The 22957-nt window shown below is 73.7% G+C and carries 23 protein-coding genes; 15 read left to right on the top strand and 8 right to left on the bottom strand.

Going from position 1 to position 22957, the window contains the following annotated elements; translation table 11 throughout:
• Positions 1-120: 120 nt before the first annotated feature.
• The gene (locus tag AB0D94_RS07510) at positions 121-1242 is read right to left on the bottom strand and encodes a beta-eliminating lyase-related protein (protein WP_362046994.1); all 1122 of its coding nucleotides are present in this window, start codon (positions 1240-1242) and stop codon (positions 121-123) included.
• Between the two features lie 136 nt (positions 1243-1378).
• Between AB0D94_RS07510 and AB0D94_RS07505 the strand changes: the two genes are divergently transcribed.
• From AB0D94_RS07505 to AB0D94_RS07480, 6 genes are all read left to right on the top strand, one after another.
• The gene (locus AB0D94_RS07505) at positions 1379-2296 is read left to right on the top strand and encodes a DUF2520 domain-containing protein (RefSeq protein ID WP_362046992.1); all 918 of its coding nucleotides are present in this window, start codon (positions 1379-1381) and stop codon (positions 2294-2296) included.
• Entirely contained in the window at positions 2293-3285 is a 993-nt protein-coding gene (panC, locus tag AB0D94_RS07500; RefSeq protein ID WP_362046990.1) for a pantoate--beta-alanine ligase, read from the top strand. Before AB0D94_RS07505 ends, panC begins: the two co-directional genes overlap by 4 nt.
• Positions 3282-5033, top strand: coding sequence for an L-aspartate oxidase (locus AB0D94_RS07495; protein ID WP_362046987.1), 1752 nt, complete (start codon positions 3282-3284; stop codon positions 5031-5033). The genes panC and AB0D94_RS07495 overlap by 4 nt, the downstream gene beginning before the upstream one ends.
• Before the next feature lie 2 nt (positions 5034-5035).
• Positions 5036-6004: a carboxylating nicotinate-nucleotide diphosphorylase gene (nadC, locus tag AB0D94_RS07490; protein WP_362047019.1), complete on the top strand. Its 969-nt coding sequence runs from the start codon at positions 5036-5038 to the stop codon at positions 6002-6004.
• Between the two features lie 3 nt (positions 6005-6007).
• Positions 6008-6820, top strand: coding sequence for a type III pantothenate kinase (locus tag AB0D94_RS07485; RefSeq protein WP_362046984.1), 813 nt, complete (start codon positions 6008-6010; stop codon positions 6818-6820).
• 167 nt (positions 6821-6987) lie between these two features.
• Positions 6988-7725, top strand: a complete 738-nt coding sequence (locus AB0D94_RS07480; RefSeq protein WP_362046981.1) for a GntR family transcriptional regulator — start codon at positions 6988-6990, stop codon at positions 7723-7725.
• A gap of 17 nt (positions 7726-7742) precedes the next feature.
• Here the strand turns inward: AB0D94_RS07480 and AB0D94_RS07475 are convergent, their stop codons facing one another.
• Positions 7743-7952 carry a hypothetical protein gene (locus AB0D94_RS07475; protein WP_362046978.1) on the bottom strand — a complete coding sequence of 70 codons (210 nt, stop codon included), beginning with the start codon at positions 7950-7952 and terminating at the stop codon, positions 7743-7745.
• A gap of 789 nt (positions 7953-8741) precedes the next feature.
• Between AB0D94_RS07475 and AB0D94_RS07470 the strand changes: the two genes are divergently transcribed.
• On the top strand, positions 8742-9866 hold the full coding sequence (locus tag AB0D94_RS07470) for a DUF5937 family protein (protein ID WP_362046975.1): 1125 nt from the start codon (positions 8742-8744) through the stop codon (positions 9864-9866).
• Between the two features lie 173 nt (positions 9867-10039).
• A complete protein-coding gene (locus AB0D94_RS07465) occupies positions 10040-11596 on the top strand; it encodes a M28 family metallopeptidase (protein WP_362046972.1) in 1557 nt (518 codons plus the stop codon).
• 110 nt (positions 11597-11706) lie between these two features.
• Here the strand turns inward: AB0D94_RS07465 and AB0D94_RS07460 are convergent, their stop codons facing one another.
• The gene (locus tag AB0D94_RS07460; protein ID WP_362046969.1) at positions 11707-12669 is read right to left on the bottom strand and encodes an SAM-dependent methyltransferase; all 963 of its coding nucleotides are present in this window, start codon (positions 12667-12669) and stop codon (positions 11707-11709) included.
• A gap of 127 nt (positions 12670-12796) precedes the next feature.
• On the opposite strand from AB0D94_RS07460, the gene AB0D94_RS07455 reads away from it, so the two are divergent.
• Together AB0D94_RS07455 and AB0D94_RS07450 are read left to right on the top strand one after the other, a co-directional pair.
• Positions 12797-13999 (top strand): sensor histidine kinase, encoded by a 1203-nt coding sequence (locus AB0D94_RS07455; protein ID WP_362046966.1) that lies wholly within the window; start codon positions 12797-12799, stop codon positions 13997-13999.
• Positions 14000-14016: 17 nt separating this feature from the next.
• On the top strand, positions 14017-14694 hold the full coding sequence (locus tag AB0D94_RS07450; RefSeq protein WP_362046963.1) for a response regulator transcription factor: 678 nt from the start codon (positions 14017-14019) through the stop codon (positions 14692-14694).
• An 87-nt stretch (positions 14695-14781) separates the two neighbouring features.
• Here the strand turns inward: AB0D94_RS07450 and AB0D94_RS07445 are convergent, their stop codons facing one another.
• From AB0D94_RS07445 to AB0D94_RS07435, 3 genes are all read right to left on the bottom strand, one after another.
• Positions 14782-14940 (bottom strand): hypothetical protein, encoded by a 159-nt coding sequence (locus AB0D94_RS07445; RefSeq protein WP_362046960.1) that lies wholly within the window; start codon positions 14938-14940, stop codon positions 14782-14784.
• A 137-nt stretch (positions 14941-15077) separates the two neighbouring features.
• Complete coding sequence (locus AB0D94_RS07440) at positions 15078-16412, bottom strand: PH domain-containing protein (RefSeq protein WP_362047016.1); 1335 nt, start codon at positions 16410-16412, stop codon at positions 15078-15080.
• 281 nt (positions 16413-16693) lie between these two features.
• A complete protein-coding gene (locus tag AB0D94_RS07435) occupies positions 16694-17185 on the bottom strand; it encodes a PH domain-containing protein (RefSeq protein WP_362046957.1) in 492 nt (163 codons plus the stop codon).
• Between the two features lie 107 nt (positions 17186-17292).
• On the opposite strand from AB0D94_RS07435, the gene AB0D94_RS07430 reads away from it, so the two are divergent.
• The 4 genes from AB0D94_RS07430 to AB0D94_RS07415 all read left to right on the top strand — a co-directional run bounded on the left by AB0D94_RS07430 (position 17293) and on the right by AB0D94_RS07415 (position 19963).
• A complete protein-coding gene (locus AB0D94_RS07430; RefSeq protein WP_362046954.1) occupies positions 17293-18435 on the top strand; it encodes an NADH-quinone oxidoreductase subunit D in 1143 nt (380 codons plus the stop codon).
• 117 nt (positions 18436-18552) lie between these two features.
• Positions 18553-19395: an arylamine N-acetyltransferase gene (locus AB0D94_RS07425; RefSeq protein ID WP_362046951.1), complete on the top strand. Its 843-nt coding sequence runs from the start codon at positions 18553-18555 to the stop codon at positions 19393-19395.
• Between the two features lie 28 nt (positions 19396-19423).
• Positions 19424-19639: a hypothetical protein gene (locus tag AB0D94_RS07420; protein ID WP_266935981.1), complete on the top strand. Its 216-nt coding sequence runs from the start codon at positions 19424-19426 to the stop codon at positions 19637-19639.
• 93 nt (positions 19640-19732) lie between these two features.
• Positions 19733-19963, top strand: a complete 231-nt coding sequence (locus AB0D94_RS07415; RefSeq protein ID WP_362046947.1) for a hypothetical protein — start codon at positions 19733-19735, stop codon at positions 19961-19963.
• A 181-nt stretch (positions 19964-20144) separates the two neighbouring features.
• Here AB0D94_RS07415 and AB0D94_RS07410 read toward each other — a convergent pair whose 3' ends face one another.
• Positions 20145-21035: an NAD(P)-binding domain-containing protein gene (locus AB0D94_RS07410; RefSeq protein ID WP_362046944.1), complete on the bottom strand. Its 891-nt coding sequence runs from the start codon at positions 21033-21035 to the stop codon at positions 20145-20147.
• 116 nt (positions 21036-21151) lie between these two features.
• On the opposite strand from AB0D94_RS07410, the gene AB0D94_RS07405 reads away from it, so the two are divergent.
• Positions 21152-21745, top strand: a complete 594-nt coding sequence (locus tag AB0D94_RS07405) for a TetR/AcrR family transcriptional regulator (protein ID WP_362046941.1) — start codon at positions 21152-21154, stop codon at positions 21743-21745.
• A gap of 136 nt (positions 21746-21881) precedes the next feature.
• Here AB0D94_RS07405 and AB0D94_RS07400 read toward each other — a convergent pair whose 3' ends face one another.
• Entirely contained in the window at positions 21882-22904 is a 1023-nt protein-coding gene (locus tag AB0D94_RS07400; RefSeq protein ID WP_362046938.1) for a hypothetical protein, read from the bottom strand.
• Between the last annotated feature and the right edge of the window lie 53 nt (positions 22905-22957).

Raw genomic sequence — 22957 nt, 5'->3', positions numbered from 1 at the left:
CTGGTGCCGTGGATTGCAAGGCGGAGGAGGGAGTCGACGCGGAGCGTCGGCGACCGACGACAACGCGGCAAGCCGCGGTGCCAGCCGACCCGGGCCCGGCCCTGATCCACCGGACACCCCCTAGAGCCGGGACACGAACGCCGAGGCCGCCTCGCGGACGTCCGCGGCCGTCCAGGCCAGGCCCGGCTCCGTGATGTCCAGCTCGGTCACCGCCAGGCCGGGCGGCCCGTCGGGGCTCCAGCGGCGGAACAGGACCGTGCCCGTCTCCTCCGCCAGCCGCAGCCCGGCGTCCGTGAGGCGGTCCGCCTCGTACGGGAGCCAGACCTGGAACTGGTGCGTGTGCGGCTCCTCCGGGTGGATCCGGAACCAGGGGATCTGGGCCTGCGCGAACGCCTCGCGCAGCGCACCGGCCACCAGCCGCGCCTGCGCCACGTACTCCGGGAGCCTGGGCAGCTCCCGCTCAAGCCCGGCCAGCGCCGACAGCGCTTGCGGGAACTGGCGGAAGACCCGGCCCCCGTACCGGTGGCGCCAGACCCGGGTCTCCTCCACGAAGGACGCCGACCCGGCCAGGGCCGCCCCGCTGAGGCCACCGAGGGACTTGTAGAAGGACACGTAGACCGAGTCGGCCAGACCCGCGATCTCCGGCAGCGGGCGGCCGAAGTGCACGGTGGACTCCCACAGCCGGGCCCCGTCGAAGTGGACCACCGCGTCGCGCTCGCGGGCGGCGTCGACCAGCGCCGTCAGCTCCTCCCAGGAGGGGAGCAGGAAGCCCGCGTCCCGCAGCGGGAGCTCCAGCATCAGCGTGCCGAAGGGCTCGGGGAGGTCCCGGACCTCCGCGGGCTCCGGCTGGCGGGCCTCCGTCGTCGGGTACACCGTGCGCAGGCCGGCGACCACCGGCAGCGCGGCCTCCTCCCAGCGCTCCGGGTGGCTCATCGGGTGCAGGGCCACGACCGGGTTGCCCGTCCGCCCCGCCCAGCACCGCAGCGCGATCTGCTGGGCCATCGTCCCGGACGGGAAGAAGGCCGCGTCCTCGGTGCCCAGGAGCTCCGCGACCCGCCGCTCCAGCGCGGCGACCACCCCGTCCCCGTACACGTCGGCGGGTTCGTCCTGGTCGTACGGGGCTTCGGCGAGCGCCCCGAGCAGCTCCCCGACCGTCGGCTCCAGCAGGCTGCGGGACAGCACCCGTCCGGCTCCGCGCCAGGCCGCCACCAGCCGCTTCGTACGCTCCGTGTCGTCGCTCATGCCCCGATCATCGCCGACGGGACCGGGCTCCCCGCCCGCCCTGACGGGCGAACGACGCCACTTCGGGCTCACTCATCTAGCATGGCGGCGTATCGTCCGGTACCCCCCGCGGACTGGAACGGAAGGCCCTCCCCGCGTGAACTCTTCACAGCAGCCGCGCCCTGCACGGCTCGCCGTCGGTGTCGTCGGAGCCGGCCGGGTCGGCCCGGCCCTGGCCCGCGCGCTCCAGCAGGCCGGACACCGGCCCGTCGCCGTGTCCGGGGTCTCCGACGCGTCCCTGCGGCGCGCCGCCCGCATGCTGCCCGACGTGCCGGTGGTCCCGCCCGCGCAGGTGCTGGCCCACGCCGACCTGGTGCTCCTCACCGTCCCGGACGACGCGCTGCCGTCCCTCGTCGAGGGCCTCGCCGAGACCGGAGCGGTCCGCCCCGGCCAGCTCCTCGTCCACACCTCCGGGCGGTACGGGACCGCCGTGCTGGACCCGGCGCGGCGCGCGGGCGCCCTGCCGCTGGCCCTGCACCCGGCGATGACCTTCACCGGCACCGAGGTCGACGTGCAGCGGCTGGCCGGCTGCTCCTTCGGCGTCACCGCCCCCGAGGAGCTGCGGCTCGCCGCCGAGGCCCTGGTCATCGAGATGGGCGGGGAGCCCGAGTGGATCGCCGAGGAGGCCCGGCCGCTGTACCACGCGGCCCTGGCCCTGGGCGCGAACTACCTGGTCACCCTGGTGGCCCAGTCGATGGAGCTGCTGAGCAAGGCCGGGGTCGAGCACCCCGACCGGATGCTCGGCCCGCTGCTCGGCGCGGCCCTGGACAACGCCCTGCGCTCCGGGGACGCCGCCCTGACGGGTCCGGTGGCCCGCGGCGACGCCGGTACGGTCGCCGCGCACGTCTCGGAGCTGCGCAAGCACGCGCCCGGCACGGTCGCCGGATACCTGGCCATGGCCCGCACCACCGCCGACCGGGCCCTCGCGCACGGCCTGCTCAAGCCCGAACTCGCCGAGGACCTGCTCGGCGTACTGGCCGACGACGCGGACCCGAACGGGGGCGGTGCCCTGTGAACGGGCTGCTGCTCGACACCGCGGAGGAGCTCCTGAAGCTCCCCCGCACCGGCCGCAGGGCCGTCGTGATGACGATGGGCGCCCTGCACGAGGGCCACGCCACCCTCATCCGCACCGCCCGCGAACAGGCCGGCCCCGAGGGCCAGGTCGTCGTCACCGTCTTCGTGAACCCCTTGCAGTTCGGGGCGGGCGAGGACCTCGACCGCTACCCCCGCACCCTCGACGCCGACCTGCGGATCGCCGAGGACGCGGGGGCCGACGCCGTGTTCGCCCCGTCCGTGGACGAGGTGTACCCGGGCGGCGACCCGCAGGTGCGGATCAGCGCCGGGCCCATGGGGGAACGCCTCGAAGGCGCCACCCGCCCCGGCCACTTCGACGGGATGCTGACCGTCGTCGCCAAGCTGCTCCACCTCACCCGCCCCGACCTGGCCCTCTTCGGCCAGAAGGACGCGCAGCAACTCGCCCTGATCCGGCGCATGGTGACCGACCTGAACTTCCCCGTCGAGGTGGTCGGCGTACCGACCGTCCGCGAGGAGGACGGGCTGGCGCTGTCCTCCCGCAACCGCTACCTCTCGCCCGCCGAGCGGCGCACCGCGCTGGCCCTGTCCCGCGCCCTGTTCGCCGGACAGGACCGGCTCGCCGCGCAGGCGGCGCTGCGCGCCCGCGCCGAGGCCTCCCCGGCCAGCGACGAGCGGGCGACCGCGCTGGCCCGGCTCGGCGAGATCCGCGCCTCGGCCGACGCGCACGCCGTCTCGGCCGCGGGCGCCGGGCTGCCCGACGCCGTACGGGCGGCCGCGCACCACGTGCTCCAGGAGGCGGGCCGGCAGGAGCCGCCGCTGGTCCTGGACTACCTGGCGCTGGTCGACCCGCAGGACTTCTCCGAGGCCGGCCCCGGCTTCACCGGGCAGGCCGTGCTGGCCGTCGCCGCGAAGGTGGGCACGACCCGGCTGATCGACAACATCCCATTGGAATTCGGAGCACACGCGTGAGCACCCCAGGCAGAGGCATCGGGTCGGGCGGCACCGGCATACGGTTGCACGCCCCGGCCCCCGGCTGGTCCGTCGAGGCCGACGTCGTGGTCGTCGGTTCGGGCGTCGCGGGTCTGACGGCCGCGCTGCGCTGCGCCGCCGGGGGCCGCCGTACGGTCGTGGTCACCAAGGCCCGCCTCGACGACGGCTCGACCCGCTGGGCGCAGGGCGGCATCGCCGCGGCGCTGGGCGAGGGCGACACCCCCGAGCAGCACCTGGACGACACGCTGGTCGCGGGCGCGGGCCTGTGCGACGAGGAGGCCGTGCGGCTGCTCGTCACCGAGGGTCCGGACGCGGTACGGCGGTTGATGGCCACCGGAGCCGTGTTCGACACCTCCGCCGCGACCGGCGAGATAGAGCTGACCCGCGAGGGCGGCCACCACCGGCGCCGGATCGCGCACGCGGGCGGCGACGCCACGGGCGCCGAGATCTCCCGGGCGCTCGTCGAGGCCGTGCAGGCGGCGGGCATCCAGACCGTGGAGAACGCGCTGGTCCTGGACCTCCTCCAGGACGCCGAAGGCCGTACGGCGGGCGTGACCCTGCACGTCATGGGCGAGGGCCAGCACGACGGGGTGGGCGCCGTCCACGCCCCCGCCGTGATCCTCGCGACCGGCGGCATGGGCCAGGTCTTCTCCGCCACCACCAACCCGTCGGTGTCCACCGGCGACGGCGTGGCCCTCGCCCTGCGGGCCGGGGCCGAGGTCTCCGACCTGGAATTCGTACAGTTCCACCCGACGGTGCTGTTCCTGGGCGCGGACGCCGAGGGGCAGCAGCCGCTCGTGTCGGAGGCGGTCCGCGGCGAGGGCGCGTACCTCGTCGACGCGGACGGCGTCCGCTTCATGGCCGGCCAGCACGAACTCGCCGAGCTGGCGCCGCGCGACATCGTCGCCAAGGGCATCATGCGCCGCATGCAGGAGCAGGGCGCGCAGCACATGTACCTGGACGCCCGGCACTTCGGCGCCGAGATGTGGGAGCAGCGCTTCCCGACGATCCTCGCCGCCTGCCGCGCCCACGGCATCGACCCGGTGACGGAGCCGGTCCCGGTCGCCCCGGCCGCGCACTACGCGTCCGGCGGCGTACGGACCGACCTGCACGGGCGCACCACCGTCCCCGGCCTGTACGCGTGCGGCGAGGTCGCCTGCACCGGTGTGCACGGCGCGAACCGGCTGGCCTCCAACTCCCTGCTGGAGGGCCTGGTCTTCGCCGAGCGGATCGCCGACGACATCGTCACGCAGGCCCGTTCCGGCACCGGCCCGGGCATCCCGGTCCCCGCGACCGGCCCGCTCCAGCCCGCCGGGGCCCGGTACGAGGTCCAGCGGATCATGACGGACGGCGCGGGCGTGCTGCGCTCGGCCGCGTCGCTGCGCCGGGCCGCCGAGGCCCTCGAAGGGCTGTACACGACCGCCCTGAACGACCTGGAGGCGCACGGCAAGACCGCCGAACCGGGGGTGGACACCTGGGAGGCCACGAACCTGCTGTGCGTGGCCCGCGTCCTGGTCGCCGCCGCCGAGCGGCGCGTGGAGACCCGCGGCTGCCACTGGCGCGAGGACCACCCGGACCGGGACGACGCCGCCTGGCGCCGCCACCTCGTCGTCCGGCTCTCCGCGACCGAGAAGCGGGCGCTGGTCGTCACCCCCACCGACTCGGCGGACTTCCCGTCCGTCCGCGTCCCCCTGAACTCCCCGAACCCCCCCAGCCTGGAGAAGTGACCGTGAGCACCCCCGAACTCCCCCTGATCGACCAGAACGAAGGCGGCTGCGGCGACGACTGCGGCTGCGGCGACGGCGAGGAGAGCGGCCTCGACCCGGCGCTGGCCCAGCTGCTCGCGGACGCGGGCCTGGACCCGATCGAGGTCGAGGACATCGCGCACATGGCGCTGTCCGAGGACCTGGACGGCGGCGTCGACGTGACCACCGTCGCGACCGTCCCCGAGGACGCCGAGGCGATCGCCGACTTCGTCGCGCGCGAGGACGGCGTCGTGGCGGGCCTGCGGATCGCGGAGGCCGTGTTCTCCGTGGTGTGCACCGACACCTTCGAGGTCGAACGGCACGCGGAGGACGGCGACTTCGTGAAGGCCGGGCAGGTGCTGCTGTCCGTACGCTCGCGCACCCGCGACCTGCTGACGGGCGAGCGCAGCGCGCTGAACATCATGTGCCGGCTGTCGGGCATCGCGACGGCGACCCGGCGCTGGGCGGACGCCCTGGAGGGCACGGGGGCGAAGGTCCGCGACACCCGCAAGACCACTCCGGGCCTGCGCGCGCTGGAGAAGTACGCGGTGCGCTGCGGCGGCGGCGTGAACCACCGGATGTCGCTGTCGGACGCCGCGCTGGTCAAGGACAACCACGTGGTGGCGGCGGGCGGGGTCGCGCAGGCCTTCGAGGCCGTACGGGAGGCCTTCCCGGAGGTGCCGATCGAGGTCGAGGTCGACACCCTGGAGCAGGTCGGCGAGGTCCTGGCGGCCGGCGCGGACCTGATCCTGCTGGACAACTTCACCGTGGAGCGGACCGCGGAGGCCGTGGCCCTGGTGGCCGGCCGCGCGGTGCTGGAGTCCTCGGGCCGCCTCACCCTGGACAGCGCCCGGGCGTACGCGGAGACCGGGGTGGACTACCTGGCCGTCGGCGGGCTGACCCACTCCTCCCCGATCCTGGACATCGGCCTCGATCTGCGCGAGGCGGTGTAACCGGTGCTCCTCACCATCGACGTAGGCAACACCCATACGGTCCTGGGCCTGTTCGACGGTGACGAGATCGTCGAGCACTGGCGCATCTCGACCGACCCGCGGCGCACGGCCGACGAGATGGCCGTGCTGATGCAGGGCCTGATGGGCATGCACCCGATGCTCGGCAGCGAGCTGGGCGACGGCATCCACGGCATCGCGATCTGCTCGACGGTGCCGTCGGTCCTGCACGAGCTGCGCGAGGTCACCCGGCGCTACTACGGGGACGTCCCCTCGGTGCTGGTGGAGCCCGGCATCAAGACGGGCGTGCCGATCCTCATGGACAACCCGAAGGAGGTCGGCGCGGACCGCATCATCAACGCGGTCGCGGCGGTCGAGCTCTACGGGGGGCCGGCGATCGTGGTCGACTTCGGTACGGCGACCACCTTCGACGCGGTGTCCGCGAAGGGCGAGTACGTGGGCGGGGTGATCGCCCCGGGCATCGAGATCTCGATGGAGGCCCTCGGCGTACGGGGCGCCCAGCTCCGCAAGATCGAGCTGGCCCGTCCGCGCAACGTGATCGGCAAGTCCACGGTCGAGGCGATGCAGTCGGGCGTGGTGTACGGCTTCGCGGGCCAGGTCGACGGGGTCGTCACGCGGATGGCCAAGGAGCTGGCCGGCCCGAACGGCGACCCGGACGACGTCCGCGTCATCGCCACCGGCGGCCTGGCCCCGGTGGTCCTCGGCGAGTCCTCGGTGATCGACGACCACGAGCCGTGGCTGACCCTGGTCGGCCTGCGGCTGGTCTACGAGCGCAACGCGCCGAAGTTCGGCCAGTAACCGGGCCCGGGCGGCGCCGGGGCGGGGCGGGGGCGGCCGGGGGCGGCCCCTCCGGCCGGACCGGCGCCCCGCCCGGAACGGCCGGACACCCCTCGTCACCCTGAAGGCTCAGCTTCGACCTGATGAATTAGCTTGTCCCTCTCGACGACAGGTACAGGACGGCTCGAATGCCTCGTGACACGGCGTACTTGCGGGTGGCCGACGCCCTTCGGGAGCGGATCCTGGCCGGTGAGTGGCCGGTCGGAGCGCGGCTGCCGTCGAGGGCCCGCTTCGCCGGCGAGTACGAGGTGGGGCAGAGCGTCACGCAGCGCGCGATGGAGCTCCTGATCATCGAAGGCTTCCTGGAGGGCCGCGCCGGCTCGGGGACCTACGTCCGCGTGCCGCGACGGCGGCTGCGCGTCCTGCGCTCGCGGCTGCGGCGGCTGAGCGGACCGAACGGCCGCGACACGGACGGCGCGAGCTGGGAGTCGCACTCCAAGGCCCGCACCCCGGCGCCCGAGCGCATCGCCGAGCGGCTCGCCATCGACCCCGGGGACCTGTGCGTGGTCACGAGGTACGAGTTCCTGTCCGAGGGCCGGCCCGTGGAGATCTGCGCGTCCTGGGAGCCGATGGCCCTCACCGACCGCACGCCGGTCGTGCTGCCGGAGACGGGCCCGTTCAAGGGGATGGGCGTCGTCGCGCGGATGCGCTCGATCGGAGTGAACGTCACTTCGGCGGTGGAGGTGCCCCGGCCGTCCCGCGCGGACCAGACCCGGGCCAATCTGCTCGGCATCAGCGTCGGTGACCTGGTCACCGAGATCGAGCGCACCTACTACGCCGAGGACGGCCGGCCGGTGGAGACCGCCGACATCGTCGTCGCCGACCGCCGGGCCGAGATCGCGTACGAGATCACCTTCGAGGACTGAGGCCGGCGGGGCGCGGGTCAGCAGGGGCGCGGGCGGTTCAGCAGCCGGCGCAGGGCGGCGCGCCACGGACGGCCGGCCGGACGGCCCTCCAGGACGGCCTGGAACTGCTCGTACGACCGGGCCGCGCGGAGCACCGCGAGGTCGTCCCGGCCCGGCGGCGGGGGCATCGGGGCGCCGTGCTGCGATGCCCGGTAGGTGTCTATGAGGTACTGCTCGATCGCGGTCATGGATCCAGCCTCACCCCGTCGGCAGCGCCTCGCTCGTCGATTGACGCCACCCGTCAATCGGCCCGTTTGCATCGGCGGCGCCGGGGCTCCTGGGGCTCCGCCCCAGACCCCGCGCCTCAAACGCCGGCGGGGCTGGATCTGCCCTGGCTTTGCCCTGGCAGGGTGGGGTTCGGCTGCGCCGGGGCCTGGTCGGTGGGGTCGGTCCGCGGTGCCGTATGCCCTGCGGGCGGCTCGGCCGGGGTGGGCTCGTCACAGCGGGGCCCCGTCGTTGGGGTCGGTCCGCGGTGCCCCTCCGGGCTGTCTCCTCGGCTCGCGCACTGAGCCCCCGCTACGCAAGTGGGACCCAGGTTGCGCGCTCGTCCTGCGGGGACAGCCCTGCGCGGCACCACTCCCCTCCACCACGAGTTCCCGGACAACCGCCAGGCCTGGCTTCCGAAGCCGCGGTGTGGGACGGGGACGCGCAGGAGAGTCCCCGCAGGACGAGCGCGCAACCTGGGCCGGGCATTCGTAGCGGGGGCTCAGTGCGCGAGCCGAGGAGACGCTCCGGAGCGTCCCCGGCCCACACCCGGTAAGCACGGCGCAGCCGAGGCCGCACCCGCCGAGCCCCCCGCAGGGGAAGCGGCGGCCCCGGCCCACGCCCGACGCCAAACCCAGCCCCGCCGGCGATTGAGGCGCGGGGCCTGGGGCAGCGCCCCAGCAACGGCGCCGCACCGCACCCACACGCGCACGCCGCGCCACGCCACACCACGCCAGCCGAGCCGCCCGCAGGGCAACCCGCAGAATGGGGCGATGAGCGTCACCATCGACATCGCCGGGCTCCCCACCGAGCGGATCTTCTTCACGACCTCGCCCCTCGCGGAACTCTGCATGGCCCTGCACGCGCTCTCGCAGCCCGCCCACCACCCCGGCCTGGCCTCCTGGACCACCGCCACCTCCGCCGCGCTGGACCCGTCGCTCGCCGACCGGCTGCTGGAGGGCGACTTCATGTGGCGGAGCTCCTTCTCCGACGTGTTCATGCCCTTCGCCGGGACCCCCGGCGGGACCGGGCGGCCCGCCGCGACGCTGGCCGAGGAGCTCGACGTACTCGACCGGCTGGACGACGAGCAGTTCGTGACGGCCGCCCTGGAGCACTGCTGGCTGGCGCTGTACAACGAGGGCGGCTGGCCCTCGCCGCTGCGCGATCCCGCGGCCCGGGCCAAGGCGCTGGAGACGGCCGCCGCCCGCGGCCCGCGCCAGCTGGACTTCTCGATCCGGCTGCTGGACGACCCGGTCGCCGTACGGGTGTGGATGCGCAGGCTCCTGGAGGACTGCGACGAGGCCTTCTTCGCCGAGACCTGGAAGCGCATCGAGCCCGGCCAGAACTCCGACGCCCGGCACAAGACCGAGGTGCTGCGCCGCAAGGGGCTGCCGGCCGCGCTGAAGGAGGTCTCCTCCGCGCTGAGCGTGGACGAGGGCCTGACCACGATCACCGCCGACAAGATGGTCAACGGGTCGACGACCGCCACCGATCCCCGGATGGGGCCCGGGCTGGTCTTCATACCGACGAACTTCGGCTGGCCGCACCTGCTCGTGCTGCACGCACCGGGCTGGCGTCCGGTGGTCCACTACCCGCTCGGCTCCCCCCAACTGGCCTCCGCGCCGGGCTCGGTGGAACTGCTCCAGCGGCGGATGGAGGCGCTGGCGCACCCGATGCGGATGTCGCTGTGCCGGAGTCTGGCCCGGGCCCCGTACACGACGAGCGAGCTGGCGACCGTGCACGGGATCACCGCGCCGGAGGTGTCACGGCACCTGGCCGTCCTGAAAAAGGCCGGTCTGATGCATACGCGACGCCAGGGCCGCTATGTCCAGCACCAGTTGGACCTGTCCGTGGTCGCACGCCTCGGTTCGGACCTCATAGAGGGACTGCTCCGCTAGGCGGAATGGCCGGTTCCCTACGGCGCAGATTCACCGATATGCGGAATTCATGAACCGGAAACAGCGAAAACTCTGGCCAGAGTGGCCACTTCTTGTTTAACGTGCGTCAACCGCTCCCCCCGCGTACCGCGCGCAGTACCTCCTGCTCGCCCTTTTGTCGTGGAAGGATCTTCATGGCCTCTCGCCGTATAGCTGCAGCAACCGCCGCCCTGGCGGCCGCTGCCCTCGTCTCCCCGCTGCTCCTCGCCGGGCCCGCCGGTGCCACCGGCAGCCCGCAGAGCGACGCCGCCAAGGGCGACGCCCTGGCCAGGAAGCTGGTCAAGGACGCGACCGGCAAGGGCGCCAACAACCACCTCAAGGTGTTCCAGTCCATCGCGGACTACAACAACGGCAACCGTGCGGCCGGTTCCAAGGGCCACGTGCAGTCCGCCCAGTACGTCGAGGCCGTGATGCGCGCGGCCGGCTACAAGGTGACCAAGAACGAGTTCGACTTCGTGTACGTCGAGACGATCGCCGAGAAGCTGACGGTGAACGGCGCGAACGAGCGCGACGTCCCGATCCACCTGATGACGTACACCGCGAGCGGCCCGGAGGAGGGCATCACCGCGCAGGTCGCGGTCGCCCCGGTCGACGCGGACGGCACCAACGGCTGCGAGCCGGGGGACTTCGCCTCGGGCACCTTCACGGGCAAGATCGCCCTGGTCAAGCGCGGCGGCTGCGCCTTCGCGGTGAAGCAGGCCAACGCGGCCGCGGCCGGAGCGGTCGGCGCGGTCATCTACAACAACACCGAGGGCGCCCTGAACGGCACCCTCGGCGACCCGGCCGCGGGCAAGGTCCCGACCGGCGGGATCACCCAGGCGGAGGGCGAGAAGCTCGCCGCCGAGGCGGCGGCCGGACCGGTCGAACTCACCCTCGACATCCGCGAGCTGCGCGAGAACCGCAAGACCTACAACGTCATCGCCGAGACCCGCGGCGGCGACGAGAACAACACCGTCTTCCTCGGCGCCCACCTCGACTCGGTCGCGGCGGGCCCGGGCATCAACGACAACGGCTCCGGCTCGGCCGGCATCCTCCAGGTCGCGCAGCGCCTCGCGAGCAGCCAGGGGAAGATCAAGAACAAGGTCAAGTTCGCCTGGTGGTCGGCCGAGGAGTTCGGCCTGCTCGGCTCCGAGGCGTACGTCGCCGGGCTGACGGACGACGAGAAGAAGAAGATCAAGCTCTACCTGAACTTCGACATGATCGCCTCGCCGAACGCCGCCTACTTCGTCTACGACGGCGACGACTCGGACGCCACGGGCGCGGGTCCGGGCCCTGAGGGCTCGGCGCAGATCGAGCGGGGCATCACCGACTTCCTCGACTCGAAGAAGATCCCGCACGAGGGCACGGACTTCTCCGGCCGCTCGGACTACGGCCCGTTCATCGAGGTGGGCATCCCCTCCGGCGGCACCTTCACCGGCGCCGAGGGCATCAAGACCGAGGCCCAGGCGGCGAAGTTCGGCGGCCAGGCGGGCGTCGCGTACGACGTGAACTACCACGCCGCGGGCGACGACATCAACAACATCGACCAGAAGGCGCTCGACATCAACGTCGACATCATCGCGGACGCGGTCGGCCACTACGCGCACGACCTGGCCCCGCTGTCGAAGCCGGTCGTCTCGCAGCCGACCACCCCGGGCACGGGCAGTGGCGGCGGCCTGCACGAGGGCCACGGCCACGAGGTGACGCAGTAACCACGGCACGGACCGTCAGGCGAGGCTGATCTCCGGCCTCGCCTGACGGGCGTCGCCGCTCACATCCGTCCCGCTGACGGCCGCCGCCGGCCGAAGCCAGCAAGGCCCCGTCAGCCGGTCGCCCCGGGCCAAGCCGCCCGGATGCCCACGGGCTGGCAGAGCCACAGGAAGTCCCCCAGCCCGCCGCGAGCGGTCAGCTCCGCCGCCTCCCCCGCCGCGGCGAGCCCCCGGACGTACGCCGCCGGATCGGCAGAGGCCAGCGCCAGCGGGGGGCGGGCGCCCGAGACGCCGAGGGCGGTCAGCGCCTCGCGCTGGGTGAGCAGGGCCGCGCCCGGGCCCGCGCAGGAGTCCAGTGCCACGTGGGCGGTGACATCGCAGCTGCCGTCCGGGACCGGCGGCACCTCCCGGCCCGCTCGGAAGCCCGTCAGGGTGCCGTACGGGGGCCGCGCCTCGCGGGTGTGGGCGTAGTCCACCGCCACCGCCAGCCCCCGCTCCACGCTCGCCACGGCCGCCGCCCAGGCCTCGTCGCGCGCGCGGCCGATCTCCGCCCGGCCCGGTTCCGGCCACCAGCGCTCCAGCCAGGCCCGGTCCGCGTCGTCCAGGGGGCCGCCCGGGCTCTCCGTACCGTCGGGTGCGACCAGTACGTAGCGCCCGTCCTCGGCGACCTCCAGCGGGACGTTGTCCAGCCACTCGTTCGCGAAGAGCAGCCCGGTCGCCCGTACGGGCGGTTCGGCGGCCCAGCGGATCCGCGGGTCGAGCCTCTCGGGCCGCTCCGCCCGCTCCACGGCGTACGGCCGCACGCGCGCGGCCACCTCCGGCGGCAGCGCGGCGAGCACCCCGGCCACCAGCTCGCCCCGCCCGGCCCCCATGTCCACCAGGTCCAGCCCGGCCGGGTGCCCCAGCTCGGCGTCCACCCACAGCAGGAGGCGGGCCACCGCCCCCGCGTACAGCCCGGAGGCGTGGACGGAGGTGCGGAAGTGCCCGGCGGGACCCGGCCCGCCGGGGCGCACGTAAAAACCGCCGGGCCCGTACAGCGCGGCTTCCATCGCCGAGCGCCACCGAACCGGAGCCATGCATTCACCCTGGGTGTTCATCGGACCCAGGTTAAACTCGCCTCCACCTTGCGGAGTACGCCTCCGGTGCCAGGTTCGCACCTGTGGTTGACTCCAGCACCTATCTCCCTTCCCTACGCTGGGTTACGTGCAGCGCCTCTACGACTTCCTCCGCAGACACCCGACGGGCGTCGACAGCTTCTGGGCTGTCCTCTTCTTCGGGTTCTCGATGATGACCGTGGTGGCGTCCGGCGGCGGCGACACGGCCACGCGCCTGGCCACCGTCCCGGTGGTGGTCGCGCTGAGCGCCGCCGTGGCCCTGCGGCGCAAGTGGACGCAGCAGATGCTCTGGCTGACCATGGGCGCCGGCGTCTACCAGCTGGCCCTCGGCATCGAGGCCCAGTTCTGCGACGTCGCCATGCTCGTGATCCTCTTCACCGTCGCCGCCGGCGACGTACCGCGCTGGGTCTCGCGCGCCGCCCTCGGCATGGGGCTCATGGCCTCCCCGCTCTACTTCCTGCGCTTCGGCGTCGACAAGAGCGCGAGCACCGTGGAGGAGATCCTCTTCGCCCTGTTCGTCATGGTCCCCTTCGCCCTCGCCTGGGTGACGGGCGACTCCCTGCGCACCCGCCGGGCCTACTACGCCCAGCTCATCGAGCGCAACCAGCGCCTGGAGAACCAGCGCGAGGCCCAGGCCAAGGTGGCGGTCGCCGCCGAGCGCGCCCGGATCGCCCGGGAGCTGCACGACGTCGTCGCGCACAACGTCTCGGTGATGGTGGTCCAGGCCGACGGGGCCGCGTACGTCATGGACGTCGCCCCCGAGCAGGCGAAGGAGGCCCTGCAGACCATCTCCGGCACGGGCCGCCAGGCCCTCGCCGAGATGCGCCGGCTGCTCGGCGTACTGCGCACCGGCGAACCGCAGGAGTCCGAGGACTACGTGCCGCAGCCGGACGTCGAACAGATCGAGGTCCTGGTCGAGCAGGTGCGGGCGGCCGGCCTGGAAGTGGACTTCGAGGTCGAGGGCGCCCCGCGGCGGCTGCCCAGCGGCGTCGAGCTGACCGCGTACCGGATCGTGCAGGAAGCCCTGACCAACACCCGCAAGCACGGGGGTCCGGACGCGAAGGCGAGCGTCCGGCTGGTCTACTTCGACGACGGACTCGGCCTGCTGGTAGAGGACGACGGCCGGGGCGCGGCCCACGAGCTGTACGAGGACGGCGGCGCGGACGGCGCCGGGCACGGTCTGATCGGCATGCGGGAGCGGATCGGCATGGTCGGCGGAACCCTGGACACGGGGCCGCGGCCGGGCGGCGGCTTCCGGATCAGCGCACTGCTTCCCCTGAAGAAGAAATGACGAGGACGAGGTAACCGATGTCCATCCGAGTAATGCTCGTCGACGACCAGGTGCTGCTGCGCACCGGCTTCCGCATGGTGCTCGCCGCCCAGCCGGACATGGACGTCGTCGCCGAGGCGGGAGACGGCCTGGAGGCGCTGGAGGTGCTGCGGGCCACCAAGGTGGACGTGGTGCTGATGGACGTCCGCATGCCGAGGCTCGACGGGGTCGAGGCGACCCGGCGGATCTGTGAGCCCGAGGAACACCCCAAGGTCATCATCCTGACCACCTTCGACCTGGACGAGTACGCCTTCTCCGGCCTGAAGGCCGGCGCGAGCGGCTTCATGCTGAAGGACGTGCCGCCGGCCGAGCTGCTCGGGGCCATCCGGTCGGTCCACAGCGGGGACGCGGTCGTCGCCCCCTCCACGACGCGCAGGCTGCTGGACCGGTTCGCGCCGATGCTGCCGACGAGCACGCAGGAGCCGCAGAACAAGGAGATCGAGCGGCTGACGGACCGCGAGCGCGAGGTCATGCTGCTGGTCGCCCAGGGCCTGTCGAACGGCGAGATCGCCGCCCGGCTGGTCCTGTCGGAGGCCACGGTGAAGACCCACGTGGGCCGGATCCTGACGAAGCTGGGCCTGCGCGACCGCGTCCAGGTGGTGGTTCTGGCGTACGAGACGGGCCTGGTCCGCGCGGGCGGCGGTGGCATGGGCTAGGAACCGGTCCTGGTCCTTGTGCCGCGTACGGCGTTCCCCCGGGCTGCCCGGCCCGGGGGAACGCCGTACGCGTCTTCGCCGCGCGGGTCAGCGGACGACGAACTCGCAGCCCGCGCCCGTGGGAACGGTGTCGAGGGCCGCCTGGTCGGCGACGAGGATGTCGAAGGCCATCGTCAGGGTGACGGCGGCGAGGGCGGGGGCGGCCAGACGGGCCGTGCGCAGGAAGCGGGAAGCGTTCCGGTTCATCAGAGCTGTTCCTTGCGGTTGCTGACTGCGGATCAGGTCGAGGATCCGTCGCCCCCTTCGCTACCCGGAGCGACGGGCCATCTGATCCGCTCATCACACAGTTACCTCCTGTGCCGCAGTCGGCCCCCCGTCCCGCCCTACGCCTCGGACTCCGTGCCCGCCTCCGTCCCTGCCTCCGCCCCCGTCTCCGATTCCGGCGCCGTCATCCACCGGTCCGGCCGGGCCGCGGCGCGGGAGGTGTGCGAGCGGACCGCCTGGGCGCGCAGCAGCCCGTCGGCCTCGGCGGCCGCCCTCAGCCGGGCCGTGACCGTGGCGTTCGCCCCGGTGTCCACGCAGACGTCGGCCACCCCGCGGGCGCGCTCCCAGGGCCCCTGGGTGAGGCGGACGCTCTGCACCTTGGCGTGCGGGACGATCTCCGTACGGCGGCACAGGCGGCCGCGGCGGGCCGCGAAGACCTCCGGGGAGACGGCCAGCCCGTAGCCCTTCCACCACACCGGGACCACCCAGCGCGAACCGGCCCGCGGGGAGGGGGAGAAGGCCAGACCGGCCAGGTCCACGCCCGGCAGGACCCGGGCGACCACGGCGTACGCCGCCTCCCGCGCGGCCACCGGGACCAGGACGTCGTTCTTCGAGCCCGCCACCGCCAGCTCCACCCGGACCCAGCCGCGCCGCCGCCACAGCAGTGGCTCCACGATCCGTACGGTCTGCACCCGCCCCGGCGGCACCGTCTCGTGCGCCCGGTCCAGCAGCCCGTGGTCCAGCCGCAGCCCGTCCGGGGACTCCGCGACCGTCCAGTCGTACTCGTCCAGGAAGCGGCCCGCGCTGCCCGTCCAGACCGCGCCGAGCAGCGGGACCAGGGTCACGACCGCCGCCCAGGGGCTCGAACTGAGCCACCACACGAGGGCGGGCGCGGTGAGCCCGGCGACCAGCGCCGCCCACACCCCGAGGCTGAGCAGCAGCGATACGGCGAGGTCGCGCGGGTGGACGTGGAGCAGCTCCCGTTCCGGGGCCTCGCCGACCCGTACCGCCTCGGCGGGGGCGAAGCCCGCCGCCCGGGCCAGGAGTTCGGCGCGCAGCGCCACGGCGTCCTTCTCGGAGAGGAAGGACAGCTCGTCCTTGTCCTCGGTTCCTATGACGTCGAGGCGCAGCTGTGCGACCCCCACCACTCGGGCGAGCAGCGGACGGGTGACGTCCACGGCCTGGATCCGGTCCAGCCGGATGTGCGCGGTGCGCCGGAAGAGGAGTCCGCTGCGGATCCGCAGCTCGGTGTCGGTGACGGCGTAGTACGTGAACCACCAGCTGAGGAATCCGTACAGGCCGAAGACCAGGACCAGGCCCGCGAGCACCGCCAGCCGGAGCAGGGTGGACAGGTCCCCGATCCACTCCCCGGCGCGGTCGCCCTGCTGGGCGATCACACCGGCCGTCGCGGCGATCGGGACCCAGGCGCGGCGCAGCGGGGTGAAGGGGTGCAGCCGCCGCCCGGCGGCGGGCCCCCCGTCGCCACCCGCCGTGTCGTCCGCACCGGGCGGGGATCCCGCTCCGGGCGCCACCTCGGCCTCCGCGGTGCCGGCGTCCGAGGTCCCGGCGTGCGCCGTCCTGGCCGCCGCGGTCCCGGCCTCCGCCGTCCCGGCGCCCGCCGTGCTGGCGTCCACTGTCCCGGCCTCCGCCGTCCCGGCGCCCGCCGTGCTGGCGCCCGCTGTCCCGGCCTCCGCCGTCCCGGCGCTGATCGTCTCGTCGTCCACCGGACCGGAGGTCACAGGCCCGCCGACCTTGCCTGGCCGAGCTCGGTCAGGCGGTCGCGCAGGCGCTCCGCCTCGGCCGGCGCCAGGCCCGGGATCTTGGCGTCCGTGGCCGCGGCCGCCGTGTGCAGCTGTACGGAGGCCAGCCCGAAGCGCCGCTCCAGCGGGCCCGAGGTCACCTCGACCAGCTGCATCCGCCCGTACGGGACCACCGTCTCCTCCCGCCACAGCACGCCCCGGCTGATCAGCAGGTCGTCCGCGCGCTCGGCGTAGCGCCAGGACCGCCAGTTCCGGCCGAGCAGCACCCAGCCCCAGGCCAGGACCGCGAGCCAGAACGCCCCGAAGGCCGCCCAGACCGGGCCGGCCGTCAGCCACAGCACCACGGCGGTGACCGCGGCGAAGAGGCTCATCCAGATCACCAGCAGCAGCCGCCGCAAGGTGAGCAGCCCGCCCGGCAGCCCCACCCACTCGGGTCGGCCCGTCTCACCCGTTGTCCCCGTTTCCATCCCGCAAGCGTAGGGGGGTGGCCCGTCGACCAGGCCGGGCTCGCGGTGTCCGGTCCCTGATCCGGCCTGGTCGACGCGCCACCCCCTGCGGCTGAGACAATGCCCGCATGACGGAGACCACGGTCGGCATCGGCGGCGCGGCGGAGAGCACCGACATGGTGCTCAACATCGGCCCCCAGCACCCTTCCACGCACGGCGTGCTGCGCCTGCGCCTCGTCCTGGACGGGGAGCGGATCGTCAGCGCGGAGCCGGTGGTCGGCTACATGCACCGCGGCGCCGAGAAGCTCTTCGAGGCCCGTGACTACCGCCAGATCGTGATGCTCGCGAACCGCCACGACTGGCTGTCCGCGTTCTCGAACGAGCTCGGCGTGGTCATGGCGGTCGAGCGGATGCTCGGCATGGAGGTCCCCGAGCGGGCCGTGTGGATGCGGACGCTGCTGGCCGAACTGAACCGCGTCCTGAACCATCTGATGTTCCTCGGTTCGTACCCGCTCGAACTGGGTGGAATCACCCCGATCTTCCACGCGTTCCGCGAGCGCGAGGAGCTCCAGGCGGTCATGGAGGAGATCTCCGGCGGCCGCATGCACTACATGTTCAACCGCGTCGGCGGCCTCAAGGAGGACCTCCCGGCCGGCTGGCTCGGCCGGGCCCGCGAAGCGATCGCCGACGTCCGCACCCGTATGGACGTGTACGACAAGCTGGTCCACGGGAACGAGATCTTCCGCGCCCGCACCCGCGGCGTCGGCGTGCTCTCCGCCGAGGCGGTGCACGCGTACGGGGTCTCCGGCCCGATCGCCCGTGCCTCCGGTGTCGACTTCGACCTGCGCCGCGACGAGCCGTACCTGGCCTACGGCGAGCTCCAGGACGTCCTAAAGGTGGTCACCCGCCCCGAGGGCGACTGCCTGGCCCGCTTCGAGGTCCTGCTGGACCAGACGCACAACGCCCTCGACCTGGCCGTGGCCTGCCTGGACCGGATGGCGGAGCTCCCGCCGGGGCCCGTCAACCAGCGTCTGCCCAAGGTGCTGAAGGCGCCCGAGGGGCACACGTACGCCTGGACCGAGAACCCCCTCGGCATCAACGGCTACTACCTGGTCTCGAAGGGCGAGAAGACCCCGTACCGGCTGAAGCTGCGCAGCGCCTCGTACAACAACATCCAGGCGCTGGCGGTGCTGCTGCCCGGGCAGCTCGTCGCGGACATGGTGGCGATCCTGGGCTCGCTGTTCTTCGTGGTCGGCGACATCGACAAGTAGGGGCCGCCGACAAGTGCGGGCCGCCGACAAGTAGGGGCGGCCCGGGTGAGGTTGTGGAACGCCACACTCCATACGTCGTGCACCACACGTCAGGTGGTCACCGCCTAGGGTGACCGCATGACTTCTGGCATATTCGCCGGCTATCTGCGGCGGCTCGGCTTCCCGGAGCCGCCCCGCCCGACCGCCGAGGCGCTCTTCGCCCTTCAGCGGGCCCATGTGGAACGGGTCCCCTACGAGAACGTCGACATCCAGCTGGGCCGCGCACCGGGCCTCGACCCGGTGCAGTCGGCGCGGCGCATCGCCGAGGGCCGCGGCGGGTACTGCTTCCACGTCAACGGGGCCTTCGCGGCGCTGCTCGAATCCCTCGGCTACGACGTGAGCCGGCACGTCGGGGGCGTCCACCACGACCCCGACGCCCGCACGGTCACCGGGGACCACCTCGCCCTGACCGTCCGGGTCGGCGGGGCGGAGTACTTCGTCGACACCGGGCTGGGCGACGGGCCGCACGATCCGCTGCCGCTGCGCGCGGGCACGCACCGGCAGGGGGACTTCAGCTACGTCCTGGAACCGCTGGAGGGGCCGGAGCCCGGCTGGACCTTCCTGACCTCGTACGGGCCGTGCCCGGTGACGGTCTTCCGTTCGGCGCCCGCCGCCCTGGCCGACTTCGAGGCCGAGCACGTCCGGCTGTCGACCTCCCCCGAATCCGGCTTCGTACGGACGCTGGTGATGATCCGCCGGGACGCGGAGAGCATCGACGTGCTGCGCGGGCGGGTGCTCGGCCGGATCGACCCGGCCAAGGGGCCCAGCGAGCGCGAACTGAACACGCCGGAGGAACTCTACGAGGTCATGGCGACCGTCTTCGGGCGGACGCTGGACGATCTGACCCCGGCGGACCGGGCGGCGCTGTGGGAGCAGGTCTGCCGGGCGCACGCGACGTGGCTGGCGGCCCGGGCCGGCTGATGTCGGTGCGGCAGGGCAGACTTGGGGCATGTCCCACTCCCCCCGCCGGGCCTGCCCCGCCTGCGGCCGCGACTGCGCCGTCACCGCCGGCCGGATCGCCCGCCACGATCCTCCCGCCGGACGGGGCGGCGGCGAGCTGGTCTCCTGCCCCGGCTCCCGGGCGCGGGTGATGCTCGGCGCCTCGGCGCCGACGCTGGACGGCTTCGTGCTGTCCGAACACCCGGGGCAGCTACCGCTGTTCTGACGGCGTCGGCTGCCCTCCCGGGGGTTTCCCCCCGCAACGGGCTGGGGGGAGACGGGATGTCGGGCGCCGGCCGGTGACCGTAGCGTTCCGGGCATGACGATCGCGCAGGACGAGAAGCGGCGGCGGCGCCGGGAGTGGCTGACGCGCGGGGCCGCCGCCGTGGCCCTCGCGGCCGTACTCTGCGGACTCGCCGCCCCGGACGTCCTGGCCGCGCCGCCCGGCGCCCCCGGCAGCCCCGTCTCCGTCACCCCGCTCCACGAGGACACTCCCCAGGCCGTCCGCGCGCTCTGTGCACAGGCTGTGGAAAGCCTGGCGATCCGCTAGTGCTGTGGCCGGGACCTAGGCCCTGTCCGGGCGATCTTCGCGGGCCCGCGCCGCCTGGCACGGCGCCTCGCCGCGTTGTCGGACCGCGCGAGTACGGCCGAGTACGAGCTGCGATCCTCCGCCCTGCGATGCACCGCACCAGACGACGCGGGCTGATCCACGAAGATCGCCCGGACAGGACCTAGGCGGCGCCCTCCTTCGCAGCCAGCAGCTGGATCAGGCGCGAGCTGCTGTCGGCGCCGAAGCCCGCGGCCACCCCGCGCCGGTAGAGCTCGGCGTGCGCGGCGAGGATGCCGGTGTCCACACCGGAGTCGGCGGCGGTGTGCAGGACGTGCTCGACGCTCGCCGCGCACATGGCGAGGCGCTCGTGCGTGCCGGCGTGGTCGTCGGCGTCGATGCGCGGGGCGCCCCCAGTGTAGAAGCCGCGCATGCTGTCGGCGGTGTAGCCGGCGTAGGGGAGGATGTCCGCCGCCGTCAGGCCGTTGGCCTGGGCGACGGCGAGCGCCTGGTACCAGCCGGTGTACGCCGTCCAGAAGAGGATCATGTTGAGCTGGTAGTAGAGCTGCGCGTAGCCGGGGTCGGCGCCGCGGTAGTCGGTGGCGGCGAGCACGTCGAGCGCGGCGCGGTGCTCCTCGTAGACCTCCTCGGGGCCGCTGACGAAGACGGACGAGCCCTCCTGGCCGATGCCGTCCGGCGGCACGTTGACCCCGCCCGTGAGGTACGCGGCCCCGCGCGCCTCGGCCCACTGCGCGGCCTTGCGGGCCTTCTCCGGGACGTCCGAGGACAGGTTGGCCAGCGTCCGGCCGCCGAGGTCGGTGCCGCCGAGGGTCGTGTACATGGCGTCCACGTCGATGAGGCTGAGCACGGTCAGCCCGCTCGCGGCGACGGCCTCGGCGATGCTCGCGGCGCGCCGCGCCCCGCGCGCCACGAGGTCGGCGTCCTTGCCCGTGCTGCGGTTCCACACGGTGACCTCGTAGCCGGCGTCGAGATAGGCGGCGGCCATGGCCCGCCCCATGGGGCCGAGGCCGACGACGGTGACCTTGGTGTCCTGGGCGGTCGGTACCTGGTTCATGACGGAGCTCCCCCAAAGAAATGGTCTAGAACGAACGCTCTATCTAGCGCTCGGGACGACCGTAACACGGGACTAGAACGAACGCTCTATCCAATATCGGCGGTAGGATCACGCCCATGGCAGCAGCAGGGACGAAGACAGAACTGGGGACGCGCGAGCGGCTGGTCCGCACCGCCTCCCGCCTCATGCAGCACGGCGGCTACGAGAACACCCCGGTCAAACAGCTCGTCCGCGAGGCCGAAGCCACCCTGGGCTCGCTCTACCACTTCTTCCCGGGCGGCAAGCAGGAGCTCGCGGTGGCCGCCATCCACTTCGGCGGCGAGGAGTTCGCCGAGTTGCTCCGCTCAGGGCTCTCCACTCACCCGGACCCCGCGGAGGCGGTCGAGGCCGTCGCCACGACGCTCGCGCGGGAACTGGAGGCCTCCGACTGGCGGGACGGCTGCCCCATCACGGCCACGGCCCTGGAGACGGTCGGCCGCCTCCCCGAGATCCAGGCGGCCTGCGCCCAGGCCTTCGCCGACTGGCAGCACCTGGTGGCGGCGAAGCTCCTGGCCTGCGGCTACCCGGAGCCCCAGGCCCGCGACCTGGCGGCCACCGTCATCAACACCCTGGAAGGCGCCGAGGTGAGCGCCCAGGTCGGGCGGAGCCGCACCCCGCTCCTCGTCGCGGGCCGCCACCTGGCCCGCCTGGTGGCCTCGTACGCGCCCTGACTACGGGGGCCTCGCCCTCCAAGTGCGCGTCCCCGTACGCGTCCCCGTACGCCGCCCCGTACGCGATCAGGCCCTGTCCGGGCGGACAGGGCCTGAGTCGGGTGCCGTCGGGCGGGACGTTTCTCCCCGGCCGGTGCTACGAGATCGCGGTGCGCAGGCGGGCCACGTCGATCGGCTCGGTCTCGTCGTGGGCCGTCAGGTCGATGACCTGGCCCACCGCCCGCGTCTGCGGGGTGGCCGCCTTGACCGCACCCTTGCCGGAGGCCGGCTCGGCGCCGGTCTGCGCCGACTCCGCCCGGTGAACGGCGAGGGCCTCGGCGCCGACCACGTCGGCCAGGTCCTCGTTCTGGACCGCCTCGATCACCGCGCGGGCCTGCGCCGCGTTCTTGGTACCGAAGAAGTCGAAGCCGCCCTCAGCGCGGGAGGCGGTCCGCCGCTGCGCCGCGTACGGAGCCACCGCGGAGGCCGGACGGCGCGCCGGAACCGCGGCAGCGGGGACAGGATCCGCGGCGGCAGGAGCGAGCGCGGACGCCGGGGCCGACGGCGCGGCGGGCAGTTCCCGCGCCTGGCGCCTGGCGGCCAGCGCACCCAGAGCCGCATGGGCCCGGGCGTAGCCGACCGAGGTGGGCGCGCCCGCCGAGGTGCGCTCCTCGGAGACGGCCGGAAGCTCCTTGGGCGCGGCCGCCGGGGCCGAAGCGGCCTCGATGGCCAGCAGGCGGCGGCCCTCCAGCGCGCTGGCGCGCTCGGTCTCGGCCGTCGCGTACCGCCGCAGCAGCGCCGCGTGCTCGCCGCGCAGCCCGGCCAGTTCGACCCGCTTGGCGCGCAGCTTGGCGTCGAGCCTGCCGCGCAGCATCCGGGCCTCTTCGAGGTCGGACTCCAGCTCGGCTATCCGCTCTTCCGTCTTCCACTCGTCCTTGACCCGCTCGCGGGTGAGTTCCGCGACCCGGCGGCCCGCCGAGCGGTCCCAGGCGCGCATCACCACGGCGCCGGCGACCCCGGCGGCTGCCGCGAGGGCCACGAGCAGCCGTAGCGCGGTGGCGTCGTCGGGGCCCGCGAGGAGCCAGGCCGCGCCGGCGCTGGTGACGGACACACCGGCGACCGTCGTCGGCGTGAGCAGCCGGTGCAGGGGTTCGGGATTGCGGTGGCGTCCACGGGGCATGGCCCGAAATTTACAGGGCGTGGAGGTCCTGCGGGATACCCGCCCGGCAATCT

Source organism: Streptomyces sp. NPDC048255 (genome assembly GCF_040652415.1).
Classification (GTDB): Bacteria; Actinomycetota; Actinomycetes; order Streptomycetales; family Streptomycetaceae; genus Streptomyces.
This window is presented reverse-complemented; position numbering and strand designations above follow the sequence as displayed.